Source organism: Motilimonas sp. E26, from assembly GCF_021278025.1.
In the GTDB taxonomy this organism is placed as follows: domain Bacteria; phylum Pseudomonadota; class Gammaproteobacteria; order Enterobacterales; family CBDFNC01; genus Motilimonas.
This window is the reverse complement of sequence record NZ_JAIBHJ010000019.1, coordinates 25,541-47,073: the sequence shown is the minus strand read 5'-3', so window position 1 is coordinate 47,073 and position 21,533 is coordinate 25,541. Positions and strand designations below refer to the sequence as shown.

Here is a 21,533-nt window from a genome sequence, read left to right as displayed (position 1 = left end):
AATAAATGGCATCGGTTAGACAAGCCGCTGAGTTGATGCCATTTATTACTGCCAGGTTTATTTTGTTGTGGTTAAGCTAAATGCTTTAGCCCAAGCAAGGGATTCAAGATAAACCTGTGCAATTTTCTCTGGCGTAGTGTGCAATTGCACGGCATCATCATCTATTTTTTGCCATAATCCCATTTCAAAATGTTCAATGCTGCCTAGGCACAGGGCCAGTGGTCCTTTGCGTTGCAATAAAGCGTCCTTAACTCGATCATCTAATTGAATCTGTTCTATTAATAAATTCATAGGTTGGTCTAGTAGGCTATCAAGTAGTGAAAATAACCCAGTAATAAACGCTTCATCAGGTGAGCATGATAAGGACGACTCACTGATTATCCTTTCACAAAACCGTGCCCGGATCACTGACATCACGTATAGCTCAGATGGTTTATCTTTACTGGATAGTGATGTTGCTACCAATGAAATAAATTTTCTTAGTCGCTCCTCGCCCAAATAAATACTGGCCTGTTTGAATGAGGCGATAGGCTTGGCGTCAGATTTTATTTGTTTATTAACAAACATTAATAATTTGTAAGAAAGAGAAACATCATGGGCAAAAATATCTTCTATCTGATTAAAATTAATATTTGGCTTATTAATTTCACTTAAAAGCTCCAGCACCACCAACTGGCTTGGTGAAAGGGCTCGATGTTTAAGTAGCTCTGGTCGGCTAAAAAAGTAACCTTGAAATAAGTTAATGCCTAGTCGGCTTGCCTGTTCAAACTCTTCATGAGTTTCTACTTTTTCAGCTAAGTATTGAATGTTGTGATGCCGGGAAAATCCAATAACTGACCTGATGTCTGCGAAAGAAGTTGCACGTAAGTCAAACTTAATAATATCGATATAGCGAAAAAAGCGTTGCCAGTCGGAGGTGTATTCAAAGTCATCTAAGGCGAGCGTGTAGCCCAATTTATGTAAAGCTTTGACTTCTTCTAGTAATTCCTCTGTTGGTTGAATGTCTTCGAGTAGCTCAATCACAACTTTTTCTTTGGGTAGCATACGAGGCAGTTGCTGTAATACGGCTTGATAAGAAAAATTGATGTAGCAGGTTTTATTGTCAGCAATGTTTTCAAAGCCTACATTCAGAAAACTGTTGGACACTAACGTCCTAGTCGCATCATCAGAATCGATGTTAGGGAATATGTTTTCAGCGCTGTCTCGAAACAAAAGTTCGTAGGCGACCACTTGTTTACGCTGGTTTAATATCGGCTGGCGGGCTACAAAAGAATACATAGGCGAAACTAAAATCCTAATTATCGTATAGTCGTTTCAGTATCAGGGATCGATTACTAATAAAATAGTTATTTTATAGCAAAGGATACAAAAAAAGCAGAGCTTGCTCTGCTTTCACATTTTTATGACTTTTAGTGCAAGGCTAAATAGACCAGTTAATAGTCGATTCTAGCTTTTGCTCAAGTTTGCCAACAGGCTCATTTTTATCAGCAACGATAATGAGGTTCGCATTTTGCACCGGCATCACTAGTGCGCGCATGTCTCCCTTGCTGTACATAGGATCTATGGTTAAAGACTTAGATTTTGGCACAACGAATAAGGTTACCTTACCTTTCTCGCCGGCCATGATCATATGAAAAGCAGGGGCACCATTAAACGAACAGTGATTGACGTAATAAATGTGGCCTATATCTTCCTTAACGGTACCGCCATATTTGATTAATTTTGCATTAACGGCATTAAGGTCGGCGTTTTCATTAATTTGTTCGGTAAAAATCCACTCATCTTGTACATGTTTAATTGCAATTTCCCCCATATTGGGTGACGTTGGAAATTGCACTAAGTTAACGCTCATCCCTATTAAAAAGGCAATAGAAGCCGCGAGGGCTAGATGCCAACGACTCGTTCTTTGCTTCTCTTGGAATTGTTCAAAAGATTGATTGAGTAAAATGCGATCCGCTAAGCCTTCAGGCACCGGTATCTCTTTCAGACTGGCTTCAATTTGTTCATCAAAATGCTTTATTTCGTCTAAAAATTTTTTATTTTGCTCGTCTTCAAAAGCGGCAGACAAGAACGCTTCATCTTGATCGTTAGGGTTACTATAAGCGCGGCGACGAAATTCGAGATCATCCATTATTTTGCCCCCTTAGTTGTGTTTTGTTATCCAGTGCTTCTTTGAGCTGATTGCGCGCACGAAAAAGCCGAGTCATCACGGTATTTTTGTTTAAGTTCAGTTGCTCGGCTATTTCATCACCTGACAGTCCACCAAGCACCTGAAGAATTAAGGGCTGCCTATACTCTTCTGGCAATTTATCTATTTGTCGGCGTAACCACTCGTTTTCCATGGTTTGTTCACTGTCTGTTGATACCGTATCAACCACGGTATCAGTTTCCATATCGACCATATCAAATTGTTTGCGTTCAAATCGCCTTGCATTCTCGCGGCGTAAAATGGTGATTAACCACGCTTTTGCCGCCTTTTCATCTTGTAATGAGTCTAATGCTCGCCAAGCCCGTAAAAACGTGTCCTGAACAATGTCTTCAGCCACGTGTTTGTCACGGCATAACCAGTACGCGTATCGGTATATATCGCCATGATAAACCTGTACTAGGGCTTCATAGCGCTTTTGTTTATTAGCCATATCTTTAATGACCGTATTCGGGGGCTTTTTATTTCCCAGAATTTTACTCAACATGTAAAAATCTCCTGAGCATAATGATTATGCTCATCTTTATACCGGATTAATTGGCCCTAACGTATTGGTTGGGGTAGGCGATTTCCGTTGTGCCCCTAATGCCTTACTAAGCGAAGCCCCTTGCCATGCTTCGCCTTTTGCAATGGCCTGTTGTAATTCTTTTATGGCTAATTGTAGTTCAGTAGAAACGGGAATCTGACTGACAGATTTAATCTCAGGCCATTGCTTGTTAGACCATTCAATTAACCCTTGCCATGCATCTTGGCTATTATTGGCTTTAGCACTTGCCAGCAATTGTTTATAAGGGTCGGATAACTTTGTTTTGGTTATGCCATTTTTTGCTACAGGGTAGCGGGGTTTACGTAAATAAAGAAATAAGGTTATCAGCCAAGCAATGGCAAACAGCAAGGTTAAATAGGGCCACATTCCAGCGTCTTTAACAACGGTGGCTTGCGATGGCGTTATGTCAGGTAAGGCAACTTCAGGAGCATCATTATTGGCAACCACCATCAGCTTACGTGCCGGAACCTTGGCATATTCAAGTTGGTCTGTTTGACTGTTCCACCATGGAATAACCACCTCAGGTAAGGTTAATTCACCTGCTTGTTCTGCAATAATGGCATGGCTACTGATACGCTGTGCAAACGCGGTGCCTTGATGAATAAAACCACTTACCTCATCTTTATCCGGATAAACTCGAATTGCATCTGGGTAATTAAACGTGATTTCAGGCAGTAATTTTTCACTGGTGTTGGCTGCAATAAGTGTAAAGGTGCGGGTGACGGGTTGGCCAACGGTCAGCGTGGTTGCATTGCCTTGCAGCTCTTCACTTAACATGACTTCATCACTGACTAACCATTGTTTACCAGTAAAAATGGCGGGTTTATCTTTCACCGTTAATTTTATGTCATCAGCTTGAATATCTAATACCTGACGAACGGTGCGAGGGCGGTAGCCGCTTTGGCTAACGGTTTTATATAATTCACCGGTTAACTTAGGGCCAGCAATGGTTAGCTCACCCGCTTGATTGGGTGTGATTGCAAACTTGCGGGTGATTTTCTGGTATTTCATGCCATTTTTCACCACTACCTGTTTCTCATCTTGCCCCATTTGTACCACATCGGCTTGACCTGATTCTGGGCTCGATAAACTGGCATTTTCCAACATGGCACCGATATAAAGGTCCAAAGTGTAAATTATTTGCTGGCCGACATAGACATTATTTTGGTCCAACGCGGCTTCAATAAATACGTCTTTATTTTTTTGCTGGCCTCGTTGCTGGTCTTGATTAAGCACGGTAAGTTTAATCGGTAAAGTTGTTTGTCCCGCTATAGTTAACGGGGGAATCAACACTTGCCCGGGCTGTTTCGCCATTAATGAAATGCTCCAGCGAGTCGTGCTGGAGAATTCGCCATTAATGAAGTTCTTTTGCCGGCTGACTGAAGGCCGAAATACATCAAAATAGGGCTCAAGGGCCTTGGTGCTAAGAGCATCAGGATCTAAACTCTCATCGGCTTCGACCTCTAAAGTGAAAACCTCTCCGACATAGACAGGGTTTTGGCTGACGCTGGCATTAATGGCCGCCAAACTTGAGAAAGACCATAGCCCACACAAAAGTAATAAAAAAGCGTTTATCTTGTTCACTGCTCGTTTCACTTGTTGTTCCTTGCTGTTAGCGGTTTTCACGTTGACGTTTTTGATATTCAAGACGCATTTTATTGCGTAATAAAATGGCTGGATCATCGGGCATTTGTTGCAATAAATAAGGCATTTCAGGGCCTTCCTCTTCAGGCTCTGCGTCGCCTTCAATTGCTTGGCTTATTGCCTGCTGAGCTGATTGTTGTTCGTCACTCGGCTCAGGACTGGCTACGCTGCCTTGTTGGCTTGACGGGACCGGGCTGGGCTCAGTTTGTGCCTGATCATTTTGTTGAGACTGGTCTTGTTGCTGTGCATTATCATCTTGTTGTTGATCACGTTGGCTTTCAGCATTTTTCGCCGCTTGGTTTTGCGTATTTTGCGCTTCGCTGTTTTGCTCAGACTGATTTTGCTGTGATTGTTCGCTGGATTGTTGCTCCTGCGATTCCTGTTGCGACTTATCGTCTTGTGACTGTTGTCCTTGAGATTGCTGCTCCTGCTCCTTGTCTTGTTGCTCTTTATTTTGTTGCTGTTTATTTTGTTGATCGGATTGCTGGTTATCTTGTTGTTGGTCCTGATTTTGGTTTTGCTGCTGTTGCTGTTTGAGCAATTCTTCAATTTTAGCTTTATTGTCTTTAGCTGACTTCAAGTTAGGGGCTAACTTAAGGGCTTGATCATACGCCGCTATTGCGCCTTCAAATTCTTGCTGCATGGCAAGGGCATTGCCTAAATTGTAAAAGCCCTCAGCAGTTTTAACTTGCTTAAATGCCTCGGCGGCGCCTTGGTAATCTTGCGCTTTATAAAGCGCGGAGCCTTGCCAAAGGGGAGCATCAAACTGTTGTGCGGCTTGTTCGTAGTTTTGTTGCTCAAACGCATCATAGGCTTGTTTTTGGCTGTTTTGCCACCAACTGGCTTGACTTGGTTGAGGGATTGTCAACATGCCCACCAAGATGAACGAAGCCAGCTGACCACGGCGAAAAGCCAATAAGAAAAAAGGTAAGATCAGAAACATCAGCCAGTAGCCATCATCAACGGCTTGATTAGTTTGCTGTTGTTCCAGGCCATCGGTGCGGCTGATCTGAGCGTCTAACAACTCAATATTATTGAGCAGCTCGATATCTCGTTTGCTGGCACTCAGAGGCACGTAAATGCCACCACTTGCTCGAGCCAGTTGCTGCATGGCTGGCGCATCCAGTTGTGCAACCACTATGTTGCCTTGTTCATCTTTGAGTAAGTCACCGTTAGCTAAGCTGATCGGCGCACCTTTTGCTGTACCCGTTGCCAGCACCGATATACGCCACGGTTGCCCCTTTAAACGTGATTGCATTTGCTCAACTTGGCTGGCGCTAAAACCGCCGCTGATAAAAATGATATCACCGTGTTGATAGCCTGAATTAGTAAGCAGTTCAATTCCTAAATCTAAGCCTGATAGGGGATTGTTACCCATTGCTGGCATAATGTTGGGCGCTAAATTAGGGATAAGGTTTAATAAGTTACCCGCGTCTGAGGTAAGCGGGCTAATGGTAAAAGCGTCGCCTGCGTAGGCGATCAAAGCTTGCTCACCTTCGGTGCGTTGCTTTACCAAGTCTAGCGCTTTAAATCGTGCTTGGGTTAAACGGTTCGGCTTTAAATCCGTGGCCAGCATATTAGCAGACATATCCATTACGATAACGCGGGCAGGGCTAATTTGTTTTATTGGTACTTCATGACTGCGAAAACTCGGGCCAGAAAGTGCGATTACAGCAATAACGAGCAGCGTAGCAATTATATTAACACCCTGTTGCGATGCCGTATCGCCTGTCACTAGCTGCTTACTTAAATGGGGCGCGATTAACTGTTGCAACGACTGTTTGGGGCAGCGGCGCTTTAATTGCCACCAAACTAATGCCACCATTGGCAGCAACAATAGATAATAAGGGCGGAGTAATTCCATGTTAATTGCGCTCCTTAACTAAAACTAAACGACAGCTAAATAGCATTAAGCTAAGTAACAAGGGCCAGAAAAAGAGATTTTTCTCAGGCCGAAAACTTTGCTCTTCATTGGCGATAGGTTCAAGCTGGTCGAGGGTTTGGTAAATTTGCTCGAGATCTTCACTGCTGCGGGCGCGGAAATATTGTCCTCCTGTCATCGTCGCAATATTTGACAAGGTTTTTTCATCTAAATCAGCGGAAGGATTCACTTTGTGACTACCAAACAGACTGCGTTGGATCATTACATCTGCTCCTAAGCCAATAGTATAAATTTTAATGTTTTGCTGTTTGGCTAATTCACCAGCCTGCTGCGGGGTTAAACTGCCAGAGGTATTTTGACCATCGGTCAGTAAAATCAGCACGCGCTGTTCATTCTCCGCTTCAATAAAGCGTTTTACGGCCAAGCCAATTCCTTCGCCAATGGCTGTTTTGTCACCGACTAGGCCAATTTCAGTTTCCTGCATTAATGTTTGTAGTGTGGCTAAGTCAAATGTTAATGGCGCTTGTAAGTAGGCGTGATCGGCGAACAAGATCAAGCCTAGGCGATCGCCACTGCGACGGGCGATAAAATCACTGATCACTTTTTTACTCACGGCTAAGCGATTGACTCGGCTGATACCCAGCTCCATGTCTTCAATTTCCATACTGCCGGATAAGTCTAGCGCGAGCATCACATCTCGATGTTGCTGGGTGATGCGAATGGGCTCTCCAACCCAGGTTGGTCGCATTAACGCTAATACAAAAAACAGCCAGGCCAGCCAAAGTAACAGCTGAGGCCATTTTGTTTGAACATTGACCGTTGTTTGCTGCTCGCTAATGGGGGCGAGTGGTAGCCACAAACTTAATTGCTGGCGGGCGAGGGGCTTTAACAGTAGTAATAGCAAAGGTAAAGGCAGTAATAATGCTAACCATAAATAACTAAACTCAAACATGGGCCGGGCTCCCCTTGCTGCTAGTTACTTTTAATGTTGTATGATTGGCTGGCAAGGCGTGGATTAGCCAGTTTTTCGCAAGGGTAAAATCAGCGTCATTGGCCATGACACTGCGTTGATAAAACGCGGCTAGCCAGCGCGATTTAACATCGCTAAAGTTTGCTTTTTGCTGGCTGCTTTTACTTAAGTAATCCAACCAAGCTGCGCCGTGCAGCGAAGCGACTTGCTCGCGTGGATAATAATGTAATGCAGCTTGTTTGAGTAACGCGCTCAGCTCGGTAATGGATGCTTGGGTCGCTTTTAGTTGCATGAGCTGTGCTATTGCGGCCCGTTTCACCTTGCGTTTAGTGCGATATTGAATAAAGAACACCACGCCTACGACGATTAAAATAACAATTACCAAGGCAATCAGTAGGGCTAATAGAGACGGCGGCCAACTTGAAGGTGCTGGTGGCAATATAATGTCATGCAGCCCCAAATCTGGCACGGAGGGATTTGCTTGCATTGTTGTTACACTCCAAAAATTTTAATCACGGATATCACTTCATTAAGACACATCTCAGCGTGGTCATATTGACATTTGTTGCAGTAACGGCTGTCCAGCATTCACTTGACGGTGTCCAATTGCACGACGCTTAAGGCGCAGCTCTAGGGATTGTTGACGTAATAGTGCTTGCTGCTGATAGCGGCGATTGTCCTTACCTAAATTTAGCCAGCCGCGGCCTTGCTCGCTAACCACATTCAAAGAAGCGGTGGCGCCCGTTGGGATGCTCTGTTCTAAAGGATCATGAAGCTGCCAAGCGGTGACTTGATTGTGCCGCTTAATTAACGCCAGCTGTTTTTCACCTTCGTCATTTAAATGAGCAAAATCACTGATAATGTGGATCTGACTGCCGGTATTGGCCAAGCGGCGGAGCCGGGTAAGCTGCTCGGTAAAATACTGTCCCGGATCGATATGTCGTTCGCCGCTTTCAGGCTGGTTGGGCGCGTTTTGCAAGGCTTGGGGCTGATTTCGGTGTAAATTTTGTAATTGATGAACTAATTTTAATACACCGCTGGCTCGGCCTTTCGGACGCAGCTCTTGGTGCTGATCTTGATTAAAGATCACGCCGCCAATACGATCGCCTCTTTGCTTAGCTTGCCAAGCCAGTTGCGCAGCCAAATGAGCCGCTTGAACGGACTTTAATAATAACTGAGAGCCAAAAATCATACTGTCAGAAAAGTCGACCAAAAGCAGCACTGGGCGCTCTTTTTCTTCTTTAAACACCTTGGTATGGGTACTGCCGGTGCGTGCTGTGACACGCCAGTCAATGGCGCGCACGTCATCACCGGCTTGGTAATGACGAACTTCATCAAACTCCATGCCTCGGCCTTTAATGAGCGAGCGATAAGGGCCCGCTAACATGCTTTTAGCCATGCCTTGGCTGGCGCGAGGTTTCTTTTGTTGTTGATAATACAGCAACTCTTTTAGTGTTAGATTAAGTCCGTCACTATAAGGTAGGGCTGGATTGATCATGCAGGTAACGCCACTTGTTGAACAATTTTTTGGATCACTTGGTTGGCATTGACGCCATCAGCTTCTGCTTCATAGCTCAGTAGTAAACGGTGTCTAAATACGGGATAGCAACAGCGGATAATGTCATCTGGTGTAACAAAATCACGGCCTTCTAACCAAGCGCGCGCGCGGCTGGTGCGAGCCAGGGCTAATGTTGCCCTTGGGCTCACGCCGTAACTGATCCAACTGGCTAACTCCGCTGAGTATTTTTCAGGGTGGCGCGTGGCCATTACAAGATCGACAACGTATTGTTCAAGTTGCGGCGCTAATGTCACCTTCATCACGGCTTGGCGAAGGGAGAAGATATCTTCAGGTGTTAATTTAGTTAGTGGCTTTTTCTGCGCGCCTACAATCTCACTTTGATTTAAGCGTAAAATCGCTTTTTCTGTTTCGCTATCTGGGTAGTCTAGCTCTAGATGCATGATAAAGCGGTCTAGTTGCGCTTCAGGTAGTGGGTAAGTACCTTCTTGCTCAAGCGGGTTTTGCGTTGCCATCACTAAAAATAGCTCAGGTAAGGGGTAGGTTTTTTTACCGACGGTCACTTGGTGCTCGGCCATGGCTTCTAATAATGCTGACTGCACCTTAGCCGGGGCGCGATTGATTTCATCGGCCAAAATTAAGTTATGAAACAATGGGCCCGACTCAAATACAAACTCACTGGTTTGTGGGCGAAAAATATCCGTGCCGGTTAAATCGGCGGGTAATAGGTCGGGTGTAAACTGAATACGGTGAAAATCGCCTGCTATGCCATCGGCTAAGGCTTTTACGGCGCGCGTTTTGGCAAGCCCTGGGGGACCTTCTACTATTATGTGGCCGTCTGCCAATAAGGCAATCAACAAACTGTCCACTAACTCGGCTTGGCCCAGAATTTCGTTATTTAGATACGCTCTAAGCGCTTGAATATTTTGTGCTGGCATGAGAAAAACTTTAGTCTGTTAAATAAGTGTGCAAATCTTACCCTTAAGCAACAGATCTGAAAAGACCGACTATGATTAAATAGTTGAATTATAATAAACATTTACATTAATTTACGCTGCTAATAATTCAAGGTGCCCGTATGTCAGCTGTTTCACCATCGTCGACGTTACCACGTATCGCTATTGTTGCGGGGCTGCGAACCCCCTTTGCTAAGCAAATGACGGCTTATACTGATATCCCCGCATTAGCGCTAGGTAAGCTGGTGGTGTCTGAGCTGCTACAGCGCACCGACTTGCCTGCTAGCGCCATTGAGCAAGTGGTATTTGGCCAAGTGGTACAAATGCCTGCCGCGCCCAATATTGCCAGAGAGATTGTGCTTGGCACGGCCTTACCCGCGAGCACTGACGCCTATTCCGTTTCACGTGCGTGTGCGACTAGCTTTCAAGCGGTGGCCAATATTGCCGAGTCTATTCTAGCGGGCTCCATTGAGACAGGCATTGCTGGTGGCGCGGATTCCACCTCTGTGTTACCCATTGGTGTGTCGCAGCAGCTAGCAAAACAATTAGTGCGACTCAATAAAGCCAAGAATGTGCGGCAGAAATTACAGTTATTATCCCAGTTGAAATTGGCCGATTTAGTGCCCGTCGCGCCGGCTATCGCGGAATATTCCACCGGACTATCGATGGGGCAAACGGCGGAGCAAATGGCTAAAAGCTGGCTTATTAGCCGAGCGGATCAAGATGCGTTTGCTCATCGCTCACATCGTCTTGCTAGTGACGCATGGCAACAAGGCTGGCTAAAAGAACATGTTATGCCAACGTGGACCCCGCCTTTTCGCGAAGCCATCTTGCAAGACAATAATATTCGCACCGATTCACATTTAGCAGATTACGCCGATCTCAAGCCAGCATTTGACAAAAAACACGGCTCAGTAACGGCGGCAAACTCAACGCCACTGACTGATGGTGCGGGTGCCATTATGTTAATGAGTGAAGCGAAAGCAAAGGCACTAGGGATACCTGTACTGGGTTATATTCGCAGTTGGGCATTTGCTGCAATTGATGTCTGGCAAGACATGCTACTTGGTCCTGCTCACGCCACGCCTATCGCTTTAAGAAAAGCTGGTTTAAGTTTATCTGATATGGATTACATTGAAATGCATGAAGCCTTTGCTGCGCAGACTTTGGCCAATATAAAGATGTTTGAATCAGAGCAATTTGGCCGTTCCATCGGCCTGACTGGCGCTATCGGTACCATAGATATGGATAAGTTTAACCCGCTTGGCGGTTCAATTGCTTATGGTCATCCTTTTGCAGCTACGGGAATACGAATGATATTGCAAACCTTAAGTTATTTGCGTCGCCGTGGCGGCGGGTTAGGCTTATGTACCGCTTGTGCCGCAGGTGGCTTAGGCAGCGCGGTTATCTTGGAGGTGAATTAATATGGCAGATTTAACCTTGATCCGAGCCGAAGATAACATCGCGCAAATTTGTATTGCAATGGCAGATGCGAGTGTGAATACCTTACAAGAATCGGCCATCGAAAAAATGTCAGCGCTGTTAGATGAACTTGAGCAAGACAGCAGCATCAAAGGGTTGGTTATCTACAGTGGCAAAAAAGATTGTTTTATTGCTGGTGCAGACATCAACATGTTAGATCAATGCCAAACCGCGCAACAAGCGCAGGCTTTGTCTGAAGCGGGCCAAAAGCTATTTAAGCGTTTAAGTAAACTACCGTTTCGCGTCGTGGCTGCCATTGACGGTAGTTGTTTAGGCGGCGGCTTAGAGTTAGCGTTAGCGTGTGATATGCGCATCGTGTCTGACAACCCGAAAACCCGCTTAGGTTTGCCTGAGGTGCAACTTGGCTTACTGCCAGGCAGTGGCGGCACCCAGCGTTTGGTTGCTCGAATTGGTTTGATGAAGTCGCTGGATTTGATCTTGACCGGTAAGCAGCTAAGAGCAAAGCAAGCATTGGCATTAGGGCTGGTAGATGAAGTATTGCCTAAAGACGTGTTACTCAATAGCGCTATGGAATACGCAGCATTAAGCAAAAAAGTGAAACGCTCGAGTCGCCAAAGTGTTTCCGAAACGTTGCTTAATTCATTTATTGGCCGCGGTTTTTTACTTAAAAAAGCGCGGCAACAAGCCTTGGCTAAATCGAAAGGTCATTACCCCGCGATTGACGCAATTTTAGATGTACTCAGTGTGCGTAACATGAGTAAAAAAGCCTTCACTACTGAAGCTGAGCAGTTTGCGCAATTAGTGATGACAAAGCAGTCTCAAGCTTTGAGAGGTTTGTTTTTTGCTTCAACCCAACTAAAGAAAAAGCGCGAAGATGCCAATGATCAGGCCATCTCGCAAGTTTGGTTATTGGGCGGTGGCTTTATGGGCGGCGGTATTGCTTATAGCTGCGTTAATAACGCAAATGTAGCTGTGCGGATCAAAGATATTCATCAATCCGGTGTGGCGCATGCGATGGCTTACGGTGATGGCTTATTACAGCAAAAGCGCAGTAAAAGGCATTTTTCACGGATTGAATATGACCAAGTTATGGCGCGTTATTCAGGCACGTTAGATTATCAAGGCATGGGTAAAGCCGATTTGGTGATAGAGGCCGTGTTTGAAGACCTTAAGTTGAAACAACAAATGGTCGCAGACGTAGAGCATTATGGTCGAGAGGACACTATTTTTGCTAGTAACACGTCATCGATTCCTATCGCCGCCATTGCCAAGAATGCTAAGCGACCAGAAAACATCATAGGGCTACATTACTTTAGCCCGGCAGAAAAAATGCCTTTAGTTGAAGTTATCCCCCATGCAAATACCAGCGAAGCTACGATTAATCGCACGGTAAACTTTGCCTTACGCCAGGGAAAGACCCCCATAGTAGTGAAAGATTGCGCTGGTTTTTACGTTAACCGTATTCTTGCGCCTTATATTAATGAAGCGGCTCGCTTATTGTTAGCGGGAGAGCAAATAGCGAAGATAGATCATGCCTTGACTCAATTTGGCTTTCCGGTGGGACCGCTACGTTTATTGGATGAAGTTGGCTTAGATGTAGCGGCAAAAATTGCGCCTATTTTAAGTCGTGAGTTAGGCAAGCGATTTACGCCACCCGATGTATTTAATCATTTACTGGGTGACCAGCGTTTAGGTAAAAAAGCCAGCAAAGGCTTTTATCGTTATGATCATGCTAAGTCTCTAAATCAAGCCGATGATAGGGTTTATGATGTGCTGGATATCCGTTTAAATGCCAATCTAACGGATGACGAGATGGCGTGGCGTTGTGTATTGCAAATGGTGCTCGAAGTGTGCCGCTGTTTAAATGAAGGCATCGTGCAAAGTGATCGCGATGCTGATGTTGGCGCGGTATTCGGTATTGGCTTTCCGCCCCATTTAGGTGGCCCTGTTAACATGATTAAACAACTGGGCGCAGCGGTAATATTAGATAAATTGGCCCTGTTTGCGAAGCTATATGGCGATCGTTTTATCCCTGAAGCTGATGTTGTTAATATGATCAAGGCTATATCAGCACCATCAGTGCCGTAGGATTGATTTAGTTAGCTGCGTGCTTATTGTTGGCTGATAACCCAATGAGCACTCAGTATTGCGTTGCTAGCCAGAGCAATATCTTTTATCATTTTACAAAAAATTGATAAAGGTTGTTTGTAGTGTTTGAAGTGATCATTGCAGCCATCATAGTGATAGCCATTATTGGCCTATTAAAGGTTTTCACTGGACAAAGAATTCAGCGTCGAGAGGCGTACATTTTGTCCTTTCAGTTCCCCGTATCCATCAAGGCTAAAGTGCTGCAAGTTTACCCGCATTTAACGGAGTCAGAAATAGACTTAGTGATGCAAGGGCTACGGGATTACTTTCAAGTGTGTAACTTAGCGGGTAACAAAATGGTGTCGATGCCTTCTCAGGTTGTAGATGTCGCTTGGCATGAGTTTATTTTGTTCACGCGTAATTATGCCTTGTTTTGTCAACAAGGGCTGGGCCGTTTTTTACATCACACGCCCGCCGAGGCCATGACCTCACCAACTATAGCCCAAGAGGGCATTAAACGAGCCTGGCGTTTTGCATGTAAAAAAGACCGCATTGACCCTAATGCAGCGTTTACCCTGCCGCTATTATTTGCCATTGATGCCAAATTACAAATTGCCGATGGTTTTACTTATCATTTAAACTGCCAAGCTGCTGGTGCCAGTGGCTATTGTGCTGGGCACATTGGTTGTGGCGGCGGGAGTGGTGATGGTTATGATAGTAGCGATTCATCTTGTGGCGGCTCAAGTTGTAGCAGCTGTGGCGGGGGAGATTAAGCTAAATCAATGAATTGTTATTTATAGCTAAAATGGTTTATTCATGCATTGTTATGAACTGAGTTTGTGGATATTCTCAAAATAAAAAACTAGTACTGGAAAAAAACATGCCCACAAAAGAACTGCCGTTTGAGATCCGTCCTTATCAGCCAAGTGATTTGAACGCCTTGTATGAAATTTGCTTATTAACAGCCGATGGCGGTAAAGACGCTTCCCATCTATTTGCAGACAAAAAGCTGGTAGGTCATTTTTACGCTGCCCCTTATGGTGTGTTTGAACCTGACGTTTGTTTCATCGTAACCCATAATGAAAAGCCCTGTGGCTTTGTCGTCGGTACGCGTTGTTCACAAAGATTTGCACAGCGTTGTGAAAATGAATGGTTTCCTCAACTGAGGGCACAATTTCCGCTACTTAACTCGGCTCCAGTCAGTTTGAACGACAAGTTAATATCTTATCTTCATCAAGGCTATCAACCGCGACCAGAATATCGTGACTATCCGGCCCATCTGCACATTAACTTACTGCCAGAAACTCAAGGACACGGTATTGGTCGTAAACTGATGGAAACCTTTATCGAGAATCTGAAACAGCTAAACGTGTCAGGTTTGCACCTTGAAGTGTCGGCATCGAATCAAACTGCGATCCGTTTTTATGAGAAAATGGGCTTTAGCCAAATCGCTCAGTTTGAGCATTCGTTTGGTTATGGCATCAAGTTTTGACTTATTGAGCTTGTTGTAAAAAATGCTGCCCTTCAAGACTCACCACTGGGCAGTTTAGTGCTTAGTAATACTATCCAAAAAAGTGCTCTCATTTCTTTCCCTTAAAAGCTTACTATCTTTTTGATACCAAAAGCTTAGTTATCAGTTTAAGTAATGCCAAAGCGGCTGCTTAAAAGTTAGATGAAGGTCGAGAAGATCTTGCTTTTAGTCGCGTCAGGTGAATTTTTCCATAGGGGACAGTACGCTAAAACGCTTTATCTCCGGCGTTCAAGTTATGAAATAGCGAGTCAATTTGCTTCACTAATTTAACCACGGCCACATAAACAGGCTCTACATGTACATCGCCAACGTTCAGATAGTGTACCCTGTCAGCAAACGCGGCAAAGTTTTCGTTGAGCATGGGCAAATGCTCAGTGCGATCAAGCGCAATAATATGATCATATTCGACGAAGTCTTGGGGTAATACGCTGATTGGTTTGCGGTTTTGGCTATGGCATGTAACTGCGATAGCCTTAAGTATCTCAACCACTTCGTGTGCAATATTGCCAACGTTGCCATTGCCTTCTAGTAACTGTGAAATACCACGCGAATCAGCGTGGTAGTCTAGATTAGCCTCCTGACAAAGATGGTAAAAATATTCTTCAGCCATGCGGCTACGATAATAGTTGCCAGTACATAGAAACAAAACTTTTTTCATTACTTCCCCAGTTAGGTAATAAATGTAACGTTGCTAGTACCCAAACATAGCGTGTTACTTACTGAGTTATATCGTTTTTTTACTGCGTTTTTGTTGGTACATGCGCTGGTCTGCTAGGGCCAAGCATTGTGATTGGTTCGCACTTTCCAAAGAGCTTGCAATACCGTAACTGATACCGCTAGTGGGCCACTTTTCGTGTAAGCGTACTTGGCAGTCTGTGATCATCTGCTTAATGTTTTGTATCGTTGGTGTAAATTGATTGGCAGATTTTAGGCTAAATAAGCAGATAAACTCATCGCCGCCGGTGCGAAAAATGTCGCCTTCTCCCCTAAACGCCTCATTCATGAGTTGGGTACCAAATTGTAATAGCTCGTCACCTTTACCATGGCCCTGTTTGTCATTAATGGTTTTTACACCATCATAATCAATAAAACAGACAAGATAATGCTTGGGCAATTTTGCTAATGCTTCATTCAATGCGTGTCGGTTACCCGCATGAGTAAGAGGGTCGATACGAGCTTGGCTGTAAGCGCGGCTGTAATCTTGTTTTTTATGCTGTAACCAAGTGGCTAATGACAGCAAAATACAAATACAATCGGCAGCGAGGGCTACTAATACCACCAGCTCGGCTTGACTTGCTACTGGCAATAATGGGCTATGAGAAAGCATATAGTAGATTAAAGATGCGCCATACAAAATGTTACCAATGAGGTAATACTTTGCTCTGAAATCATTAAATATCATCATTTTAAAGCCGGTTAAAATGGCTAATGGTACCCAAAGCACAGCAATGATATGGGCGATGGCAAATGATATTGAAAAAGGAACAAAAGGAGTCACCACGCCAAAAAATATACAAGCCAGTGCCACATAATTAAATAATTTTGCCCATGACTTTCGGTGATAATTCATATTAAACAGAAGTTTAGTGAATTGACAGGCTGCCGCTATGGCAAATGGAAATAAAATCATACCAAGGTAAGTAGTATTAATAACCTGAATATTAAACAGATCATCAATCAAGCCAGAGGCGGCCGCCCAACCTAAACCATGTAAACCAATATAGCCGGAGCAGGCAAGAGTCACAGTTAAACGTGTTTTTATGTATAAGGCCAGTGCGATAATGGCTAACGCCAGCATGGTAGCAATAGAAAAAATCGTCAGTGCATTAGTCATAAACAGTTGCTGAAAAAAGTGCTGGCTGCTAATGATTTTGAGTGTAAGCGGCTTAGCATAATGGTCAGCTTTGATATACAGCCATAGTTCGCCACTTTCATTGGGGTTTAATGTGAGTTGAAATACTTGGGCGTGCATTAGTTTTGGATTGTCGGTGTCATGGTGCTGCGAAAAATCCACTTGGTGCAGTGATGTTGTTTGGTCGGACTGCCAAAAGCCGAGCCCTATATCAACAAAATTGGCATTAATACGAAAAAAGCGGCTACTGGCGCGGTCCTCGCTGTTTGTCAATGTCAGGCGCGCTAGATAAGCGCCTGACTGATTTGTTAAGGAAGCGTTTAACGTATTTGCATGTGCAAATAATTGGCTTAAATCAGTTAACGACACAGGTACAGCATGGTTTTTTAGATCTATCGCCCGCCAAAGTTCAACATCGTCAATAACCACCGTTTCGTTGCCAGCAAGTGTGGCGGAGGGGGAGGCAAAGCCAGTGACCGGAATGCAAATGACGAACAATAAAACAAGGCTGTATAGCGTGATCCGAGCAGCGGTCCACATGGAGCATGGGAAAAATGCCATTTCATCAAATATTTCAATTAAGTATGAATAAATCCTAGGGTCTGTTGATCTTTCGTGATTGTTTTTGCAGCGAATTGTTGGGTATTTATACAAAACAATCGTTGTAGGCAGCGCTTTTGTGGTGTAGCTAGCTACACGAAAAGGCGATAACGCAGTAGAAATACCCAACAAACGCTGTCCTACGGATTCGGCTAAAAGCGTTTTGCCCATCGTTGAGCAGTATTTACTTAGAATGCTAAGCTACACACTGCTCGCCTTGCTCAAAACGCTTTTATCTCGAACAAAAATTAACCAGCAAAGATCAACAGACCCTAGCACAGGCCTAAGACATTCACCTTGCGAGCCAAGCGTGATTAATGCGGCACTCAGCACATCTCGATAATTGTTTATGATTAATTATGATAAAACCGCTGTTACGTTGAGAAAAACCAAGTGTTTATTAGATAGTTTGCTCGGATGTAAATTCACTAACGGCATTCACCTTGAACATGGCTATTTTTAATGGCGCTGCGGACGCTTGAAAGCACTAAATTTTGGCATGATGACGTCAACGCGTTCGTTGGCATCAAAAAATCGATAGTGTCCGGTAATATATTCAACTGCGATTAAGGTATTTTTATCACCTAGTTGGTTGATTGTGGTGATTTGGAATAGCTTGGTTATTTGGTTAATGTCAGCATCAACCAAGGACGCTAACTCTGCCATCGATTGTTGTTTTAGCACTGTTATTGGTAGCGATGAGACAGATATTTGCGTGAAGTAGGCCAGCTCAGGTTCATCTTCTTGCATTAATACTGCTGATAAGCGCGCTGTCCCGATGGCGGGTATACTGCCAGGTAGCCCATAGGTATAAGGCATGCCTTGTACCCAAGTCCACTGTTCATTGGCAACAATGGATTGGCCGAACAAACCACATTCAATACGGGCAATGTTGTTTAGTGGTGCTGGCAGCACCAACATGCGCTCTTTTGTATCACTCGTGCAGTTTACCTTCTCATCCGCTGCCATTGCAGCTGCGGTAACAAATAGCAGCATCAAGCAATAAATTTGAGTTTTCAAGTTGACCTCGATTGAATCTAATGTGGATTGATTTTTAGGCAGTTTTGTAATGGTGATTGTCAGGAATTAGTTTGGACAAGACTGACTCTGTAAAAATAGCTTAACAAAACTGTTGATACGACTCTTTAACCATTGTGGTCCTTGATCTGACATATCATTATGTTTTGCTTTCGGGATAGTGATGACGCAGCTGCCATCGCGACTCATCTCCCGCTCAGAAGGCAGCACCCCTTTATCAGCAGGAAAATCACTAGCACGAATTGAAAGCACTTTAATTGAAGCTGAGCGTGGTAAAGGTACACGTCGATGATCTAAAGTTATGATTGACTTAATATAAGGTTTTCCCTCATTACCGAGCCAAGCTGAAATATCTCCGCCATTAGAATGACCGATTAATAGCAAGTTATTAAAATCATAATGAGAAAAGCGCGGTTGCAGCTCGTTTCTGAGAAAGTTAAGGGTAGTTGCGCCACGGTGCCAATTTTCACTTCTGGTTGCAAAAAGATCCCCTGTGACCGATAGCGCAGGGTCGCCCGCGAGCTCATGGCCAATTGCGATAACCAAATAACCGAGTTCAATGAGTTGCTTGGTTAAAAACTGGTAATGAGTATGAGGTACACCATAGCCGGCACTGAGAAATGCAACGGAACACGGTTGTTGAGGCTGACAACTCGTTTTCTGAACAGGATATGATACCTCGATTGGAATAGACCGATTTCTAGACTGATCATAAATGATTTCAGCTTGCGCCGAACTAAGGCAACAATACATTAAGGCAATCAGCCCAAGTTTGCTTATCATTAGTTTTTCCTAAGGCTAAATTTCTTTATATTTTAAGTGGTTGCAGGGAGTTCTATGGTATACATAACTCAACTACCTGACAATCCTCAGCATCACTTAAATCATGGCTGACCAAGATCGCAGGGATCTGTGCGGCTTGAATATGGCTGAGTACAAATTGACGAAAATTCTGTCGTAAGGGTTTATCTAACTTTGCAAACGGTTCATCCAGTAATAGCAATTTTGGCTCAGCCAGTAAGGTGCGAAGCAAGCTAATGCGTGAACGCTGACCACCGGATAAGGTGGCCACATCACGGGTATTAAAACCTGCCATATCAGCAGCAATTAAAGCTTGGTTTATTTTTTCTCGACGTTGATCAGTACTGAGTCCTTGAGGCAGGGCAAAGGTTAAGTTTTGCGCCACATTCAAGTGAGGAAACAGTAAGTCTTCTTGAAACATCATCCCCACTTTACGGTTTGCTAAGTTTTGCCCAATCAGTGAGTTATTGTTTAAGCGTAAGTCGCCATGGCATCTAAAAATAGGCTCAATGGTGCCAGCGATGGCGCTTAGTAAGGTCGATTTGCCTGAGCCACTTGGCCCCATAATACACACTTGCTCTCCCCCCTGTACATTAAAGTTAAGGGGCGCAAACAAGACTTTGCCTTCCAGTGTGATTGAAAATTGTTCACAGCAAAAACGCATATTGTTTAATCCTTTATGACTGCTGGGGTCGTTGTTTATCACAATTGAAGCCAGCTGTTTAAATTCGCATGCCTTTGCGATGGCGGAAAATTATCCTCGGCAAAGCGAGGGCCGCAACAAACATTAGCAAGGGTAAACCTTGTAACAGCAGTGCATATACAGCGATTAAGCGCCTGTCAGCACCTGCGACCAATGCGACTAGCTCGGTGGCAAGGGTAGGGAAGCGTCCGCCGCCAATAAATAAAGTTGGCAGGTATAATGTCATGCTGACGGTAAAGCCTAAAGCGAGACTACTGAATAAAGCAGGGAGCAACATCATTAATTTTATTTGGAAAAAGCTGCGCCATGGGCTGCCACTCAATAACATGGCTTGGTGCCAATAGCGTGAGTCAAAGCGGCGGTAATAAGGTGCTAATGACAAAAAACAATAAGGCAATACAAACATCAAATGGCCCCACAGTAACGGCAAATATTGCCCATCAAGGCTGGCAAAAACTAAGCTGACCTGAATACCAAATAGATAAGCAATATCAGGAATAAGCAAGGGCAAATAAAACAACGCCACATAACGCAGCGGATTAGCGCGGTGTTTGGCAATTTGTGCCTGACGTGTTTCTAATTCTAAAATAACCACCGAGAGCAGTAATGCAATAGCCGCACTGAGCAGAGCCAAACTTAAGCTATTGATCAAGGTGGGGCTAAATTGGTCTAAGGTCTGTTGCCAGTAACTCAAGCGCCATTGACTAGGGAGCGGGTCGGGAAAGCGCCATTGCTTGGTGATAGACCAAATAGCTAAGACAAATAAGCTACTGATAATTAAAATTAAATAGCTAACTGCTACGGCAGTGCCCAATTTATTGATATGGCTTAATAGGCCGCGGCGTTGACCATTAACTAACCAACCTTGCAGCCAAGGCCAAGCGATACGAGGCAGTACAAATAACACGGCGATTGAGGCTAAATTGAGGCCTAACAACCAAATGGCGCCTGCAGCACCTTGCAGGCGCAGAGCAATATCAGCGTCATTAAACCAAGAGTAAACCAATACAGATAACGTTGGCGGAGTTGATGGGCCTAAGATCACGCTCACATCCACTGCGCTTAACGACCATGCCAGCACCGCACAGATGGGTAAACGCAGTGGCGGTAATAGTTGCGGTAGCACCAATTTTAACCAAGCTATGCTGCTGTGATAGCCCATACTTTGTGCCAGCGTAATAGTTTGCTTAATCGGCACACTCTTGGCTGCCGACAGTAACATCAACAGTAGAAATGGGGTTTCTTTTAATACCATTAACAAGATCAGTGATACACCCCAAGGATCTTGTGTGGTTTGCCAGTTTGGCGGGTAGTCAAAGCCGGTTAAAGCCGGAGACGTTAATCGTAATAGCCAACCGGAAGGCGCAATAACAAAACTTAAGCCAACGGCCAATGCGGCGTGGGGGATTGCCAGCACTGGGCTTAAAGCGGCATTGATCCAACGCCAGCCGGGCCGCAAATAAAAGCAGGCAAATAAAAACAAAGCTAAACACAGCGAAATAAATGTACTGATCCAGCCGACTCGCAAAGTTAACCACGTCGCGCTAAAAGTAGTTGGATGATTAAACAGTGTTGAAAAAGCCGTGGTTGATAACTCGTTATGACCTAAGCTGGGGAGATAATTAAGTGCGGGTAATAGTGTACCGAAAAGCCCGATAGCCAGTGGCAACAAGAATAGGGCGATGAAACAAAAGGCCAGCAGCCAAAAAGACAAGCGGGAAAAAATAATGACGACCTTAGCCTGTAAAAAACAAAA

General features: G+C 44.4%; 19 protein-coding genes. 4 read left to right on the top strand and 15 right to left on the bottom strand.

Annotation, left to right across the window (positions count from 1 at the left end):
- Positions 1–57: 57 nt before the first annotated feature.
- The 9 genes from K1M91_RS15235 to K1M91_RS15195 form a co-directional block, all read right to left on the bottom strand.
- Positions 58–1,278, bottom strand: coding sequence for an EAL domain-containing protein (locus tag K1M91_RS15235; RefSeq protein WP_232802948.1), 1,221 nt, complete (start codon positions 1,276–1,278; stop codon positions 58–60).
- A gap of 142 nt (positions 1,279–1,420) precedes the next feature.
- Positions 1,421–2,131 carry a DUF3379 domain-containing protein gene (locus K1M91_RS15230; RefSeq protein WP_232802946.1) on the bottom strand — a complete coding sequence of 237 codons (711 nt, stop codon included), beginning with the start codon at positions 2,129–2,131 and terminating at the stop codon, positions 1,421–1,423.
- Positions 2,124–2,693, bottom strand: coding sequence for a sigma-70 family RNA polymerase sigma factor (locus tag K1M91_RS15225; protein ID WP_232802941.1), 570 nt, complete (start codon positions 2,691–2,693; stop codon positions 2,124–2,126). The genes K1M91_RS15230 and K1M91_RS15225 overlap by 8 nt, the downstream gene beginning before the upstream one ends.
- A gap of 36 nt (positions 2,694–2,729) precedes the next feature.
- Complete coding sequence (locus K1M91_RS15220; RefSeq protein WP_232802939.1) at positions 2,730–4,349, bottom strand: BatD family protein; 1,620 nt, start codon at positions 4,347–4,349, stop codon at positions 2,730–2,732.
- Positions 4,350–4,365: 16 nt separating this feature from the next.
- Positions 4,366–6,261: a VWA domain-containing protein gene (locus tag K1M91_RS15215; RefSeq protein ID WP_232802937.1), complete on the bottom strand. Its 1,896-nt coding sequence runs from the start codon at positions 6,259–6,261 to the stop codon at positions 4,366–4,368.
- Position 6,262: 1 nt separating this feature from the next.
- Positions 6,263–7,231, bottom strand: coding sequence for a VWA domain-containing protein (locus tag K1M91_RS15210; protein ID WP_232802935.1), 969 nt, complete (start codon positions 7,229–7,231; stop codon positions 6,263–6,265).
- Entirely contained in the window at positions 7,224–7,736 is a 513-nt protein-coding gene (locus tag K1M91_RS15205; protein ID WP_232802933.1) for a DUF4381 domain-containing protein, read from the bottom strand. Before K1M91_RS15205 ends, K1M91_RS15210 begins: the two co-directional genes overlap by 8 nt.
- Positions 7,737–7,799: 63 nt before the next feature.
- Positions 7,800–8,747 carry a DUF58 domain-containing protein gene (locus K1M91_RS15200; protein ID WP_232802931.1) on the bottom strand — a complete coding sequence of 316 codons (948 nt, stop codon included), beginning with the start codon at positions 8,745–8,747 and terminating at the stop codon, positions 7,800–7,802.
- Positions 8,744–9,703, bottom strand: coding sequence for a MoxR family ATPase (locus K1M91_RS15195; RefSeq protein ID WP_232802929.1), 960 nt, complete (start codon positions 9,701–9,703; stop codon positions 8,744–8,746). Before K1M91_RS15195 ends, K1M91_RS15200 begins: the two co-directional genes overlap by 4 nt.
- A gap of 140 nt (positions 9,704–9,843) precedes the next feature.
- Between K1M91_RS15195 and fadI the strand changes: the two genes are divergently transcribed.
- From fadI to K1M91_RS15175, 4 genes are all read left to right on the top strand, one after another.
- On the top strand, positions 9,844–11,145 hold the full coding sequence (gene fadI / locus K1M91_RS15190) for an acetyl-CoA C-acyltransferase FadI (RefSeq protein ID WP_232802927.1): 1,302 nt from the start codon (positions 9,844–9,846) through the stop codon (positions 11,143–11,145).
- 1 nt (position 11,146) lies between these two features.
- Entirely contained in the window at positions 11,147–13,252 is a 2,106-nt protein-coding gene (gene fadJ, locus K1M91_RS15185) for a fatty acid oxidation complex subunit alpha FadJ (protein WP_232802924.1), read from the top strand.
- 122 nt (positions 13,253–13,374) lie between these two features.
- Positions 13,375–14,025: a hypothetical protein gene (locus K1M91_RS15180; protein WP_232802917.1), complete on the top strand. Its 651-nt coding sequence runs from the start codon at positions 13,375–13,377 to the stop codon at positions 14,023–14,025.
- 107 nt (positions 14,026–14,132) lie between these two features.
- Positions 14,133–14,744 (top strand): GNAT family N-acetyltransferase, encoded by a 612-nt coding sequence (locus K1M91_RS15175; protein ID WP_232802916.1) that lies wholly within the window; start codon positions 14,133–14,135, stop codon positions 14,742–14,744.
- 244 nt (positions 14,745–14,988) lie between these two features.
- On the opposite strand, the gene K1M91_RS15170 is transcribed toward K1M91_RS15175, so the two are convergent.
- The 6 genes from K1M91_RS15170 to K1M91_RS15140 all read right to left on the bottom strand — a co-directional run bounded on the left by K1M91_RS15170 (position 14,989) and on the right by K1M91_RS15140 (position 21,491).
- On the bottom strand, positions 14,989–15,441 hold the full coding sequence (locus K1M91_RS15170) for a hypothetical protein (RefSeq protein ID WP_232802915.1): 453 nt from the start codon (positions 15,439–15,441) through the stop codon (positions 14,989–14,991).
- A gap of 66 nt (positions 15,442–15,507) precedes the next feature.
- Positions 15,508–17,406 carry a diguanylate cyclase gene (locus K1M91_RS21545; protein WP_348983270.1) on the bottom strand — a complete coding sequence of 633 codons (1,899 nt, stop codon included), beginning with the start codon at positions 17,404–17,406 and terminating at the stop codon, positions 15,508–15,510.
- Between the two features lie 288 nt (positions 17,407–17,694).
- Positions 17,695–18,255: a hypothetical protein gene (locus tag K1M91_RS15155; RefSeq protein WP_232802914.1), complete on the bottom strand. Its 561-nt coding sequence runs from the start codon at positions 18,253–18,255 to the stop codon at positions 17,695–17,697.
- Positions 18,256–18,321: 66 nt separating this feature from the next.
- Entirely contained in the window at positions 18,322–19,056 is a 735-nt protein-coding gene (locus tag K1M91_RS15150; protein ID WP_232802913.1) for an alpha/beta hydrolase, read from the bottom strand.
- A 52-nt stretch (positions 19,057–19,108) separates the two neighbouring features.
- The gene (locus K1M91_RS15145; protein ID WP_232802911.1) at positions 19,109–19,738 is read right to left on the bottom strand and encodes an ATP-binding cassette domain-containing protein; all 630 of its coding nucleotides are present in this window, start codon (positions 19,736–19,738) and stop codon (positions 19,109–19,111) included.
- A gap of 58 nt (positions 19,739–19,796) precedes the next feature.
- Entirely contained in the window at positions 19,797–21,491 is a 1,695-nt protein-coding gene (locus K1M91_RS15140; protein WP_232802905.1) for a hypothetical protein, read from the bottom strand.
- Positions 21,492–21,533 lie beyond the last annotated feature (42 nt).

What these genes read in the sequence shown, in the direction of transcription:
- K1M91_RS15175 (WP_232802916.1), top strand. Translation starts at nt 14,133, where the DNA reads ATGCCCACAAAAGAACTGCCGTTTGAGATCCGTCCTTATCAGCCAAGT.
- K1M91_RS15170 (WP_232802915.1), bottom strand. Translation starts at nt 15,441, where the DNA reads ATGAAAAAAGTTTTGTTTCTATGTACTGGCAACTATTATCGTAGCCGC.
- fadI (WP_232802927.1), top strand. Translation starts at nt 9,844, where the DNA reads ATGTCAGCTGTTTCACCATCGTCGACGTTACCACGTATCGCTATTGTT.
- K1M91_RS15225 (WP_232802941.1), bottom strand. Translation starts at nt 2,693, where the DNA reads ATGTTGAGTAAAATTCTGGGAAATAAAAAGCCCCCGAATACGGTCATT.
- K1M91_RS15215 (WP_232802937.1), bottom strand. Translation starts at nt 6,261, where the DNA reads ATGGAATTACTCCGCCCTTATTATCTATTGTTGCTGCCAATGGTGGCA.
- K1M91_RS15210 (WP_232802935.1), bottom strand. Translation starts at nt 7,231, where the DNA reads ATGTTTGAGTTTAGTTATTTATGGTTAGCATTATTACTGCCTTTACCT.
- K1M91_RS15200 (WP_232802931.1), bottom strand. Translation starts at nt 8,747, where the DNA reads ATGATCAATCCAGCCCTACCTTATAGTGACGGACTTAATCTAACACTA.
- K1M91_RS15145 (WP_232802911.1), bottom strand. Translation starts at nt 19,738, where the DNA reads ATGCGTTTTTGCTGTGAACAATTTTCAATCACACTGGAAGGCAAAGTC.
- K1M91_RS15235 (WP_232802948.1), bottom strand. Translation starts at nt 1,278, where the DNA reads ATGTATTCTTTTGTAGCCCGCCAGCCGATATTAAACCAGCGTAAACAA.
- K1M91_RS21545 (WP_348983270.1), bottom strand. Translation starts at nt 17,406, where the DNA reads ATGGGCAAAACGCTTTTAGCCGAATCCGTAGGACAGCGTTTGTTGGGT.
- fadJ (WP_232802924.1), top strand. Translation starts at nt 11,147, where the DNA reads ATGGCAGATTTAACCTTGATCCGAGCCGAAGATAACATCGCGCAAATT.
- K1M91_RS15195 (WP_232802929.1), bottom strand. Translation starts at nt 9,703, where the DNA reads ATGCCAGCACAAAATATTCAAGCGCTTAGAGCGTATCTAAATAACGAA.
- K1M91_RS15150 (WP_232802913.1), bottom strand. Translation starts at nt 19,056, where the DNA reads ATGATAAGCAAACTTGGGCTGATTGCCTTAATGTATTGTTGCCTTAGT.
- K1M91_RS15205 (WP_232802933.1), bottom strand. Translation starts at nt 7,736, where the DNA reads ATGCAAGCAAATCCCTCCGTGCCAGATTTGGGGCTGCATGACATTATA.
- K1M91_RS15230 (WP_232802946.1), bottom strand. Translation starts at nt 2,131, where the DNA reads ATGGATGATCTCGAATTTCGTCGCCGCGCTTATAGTAACCCTAACGAT.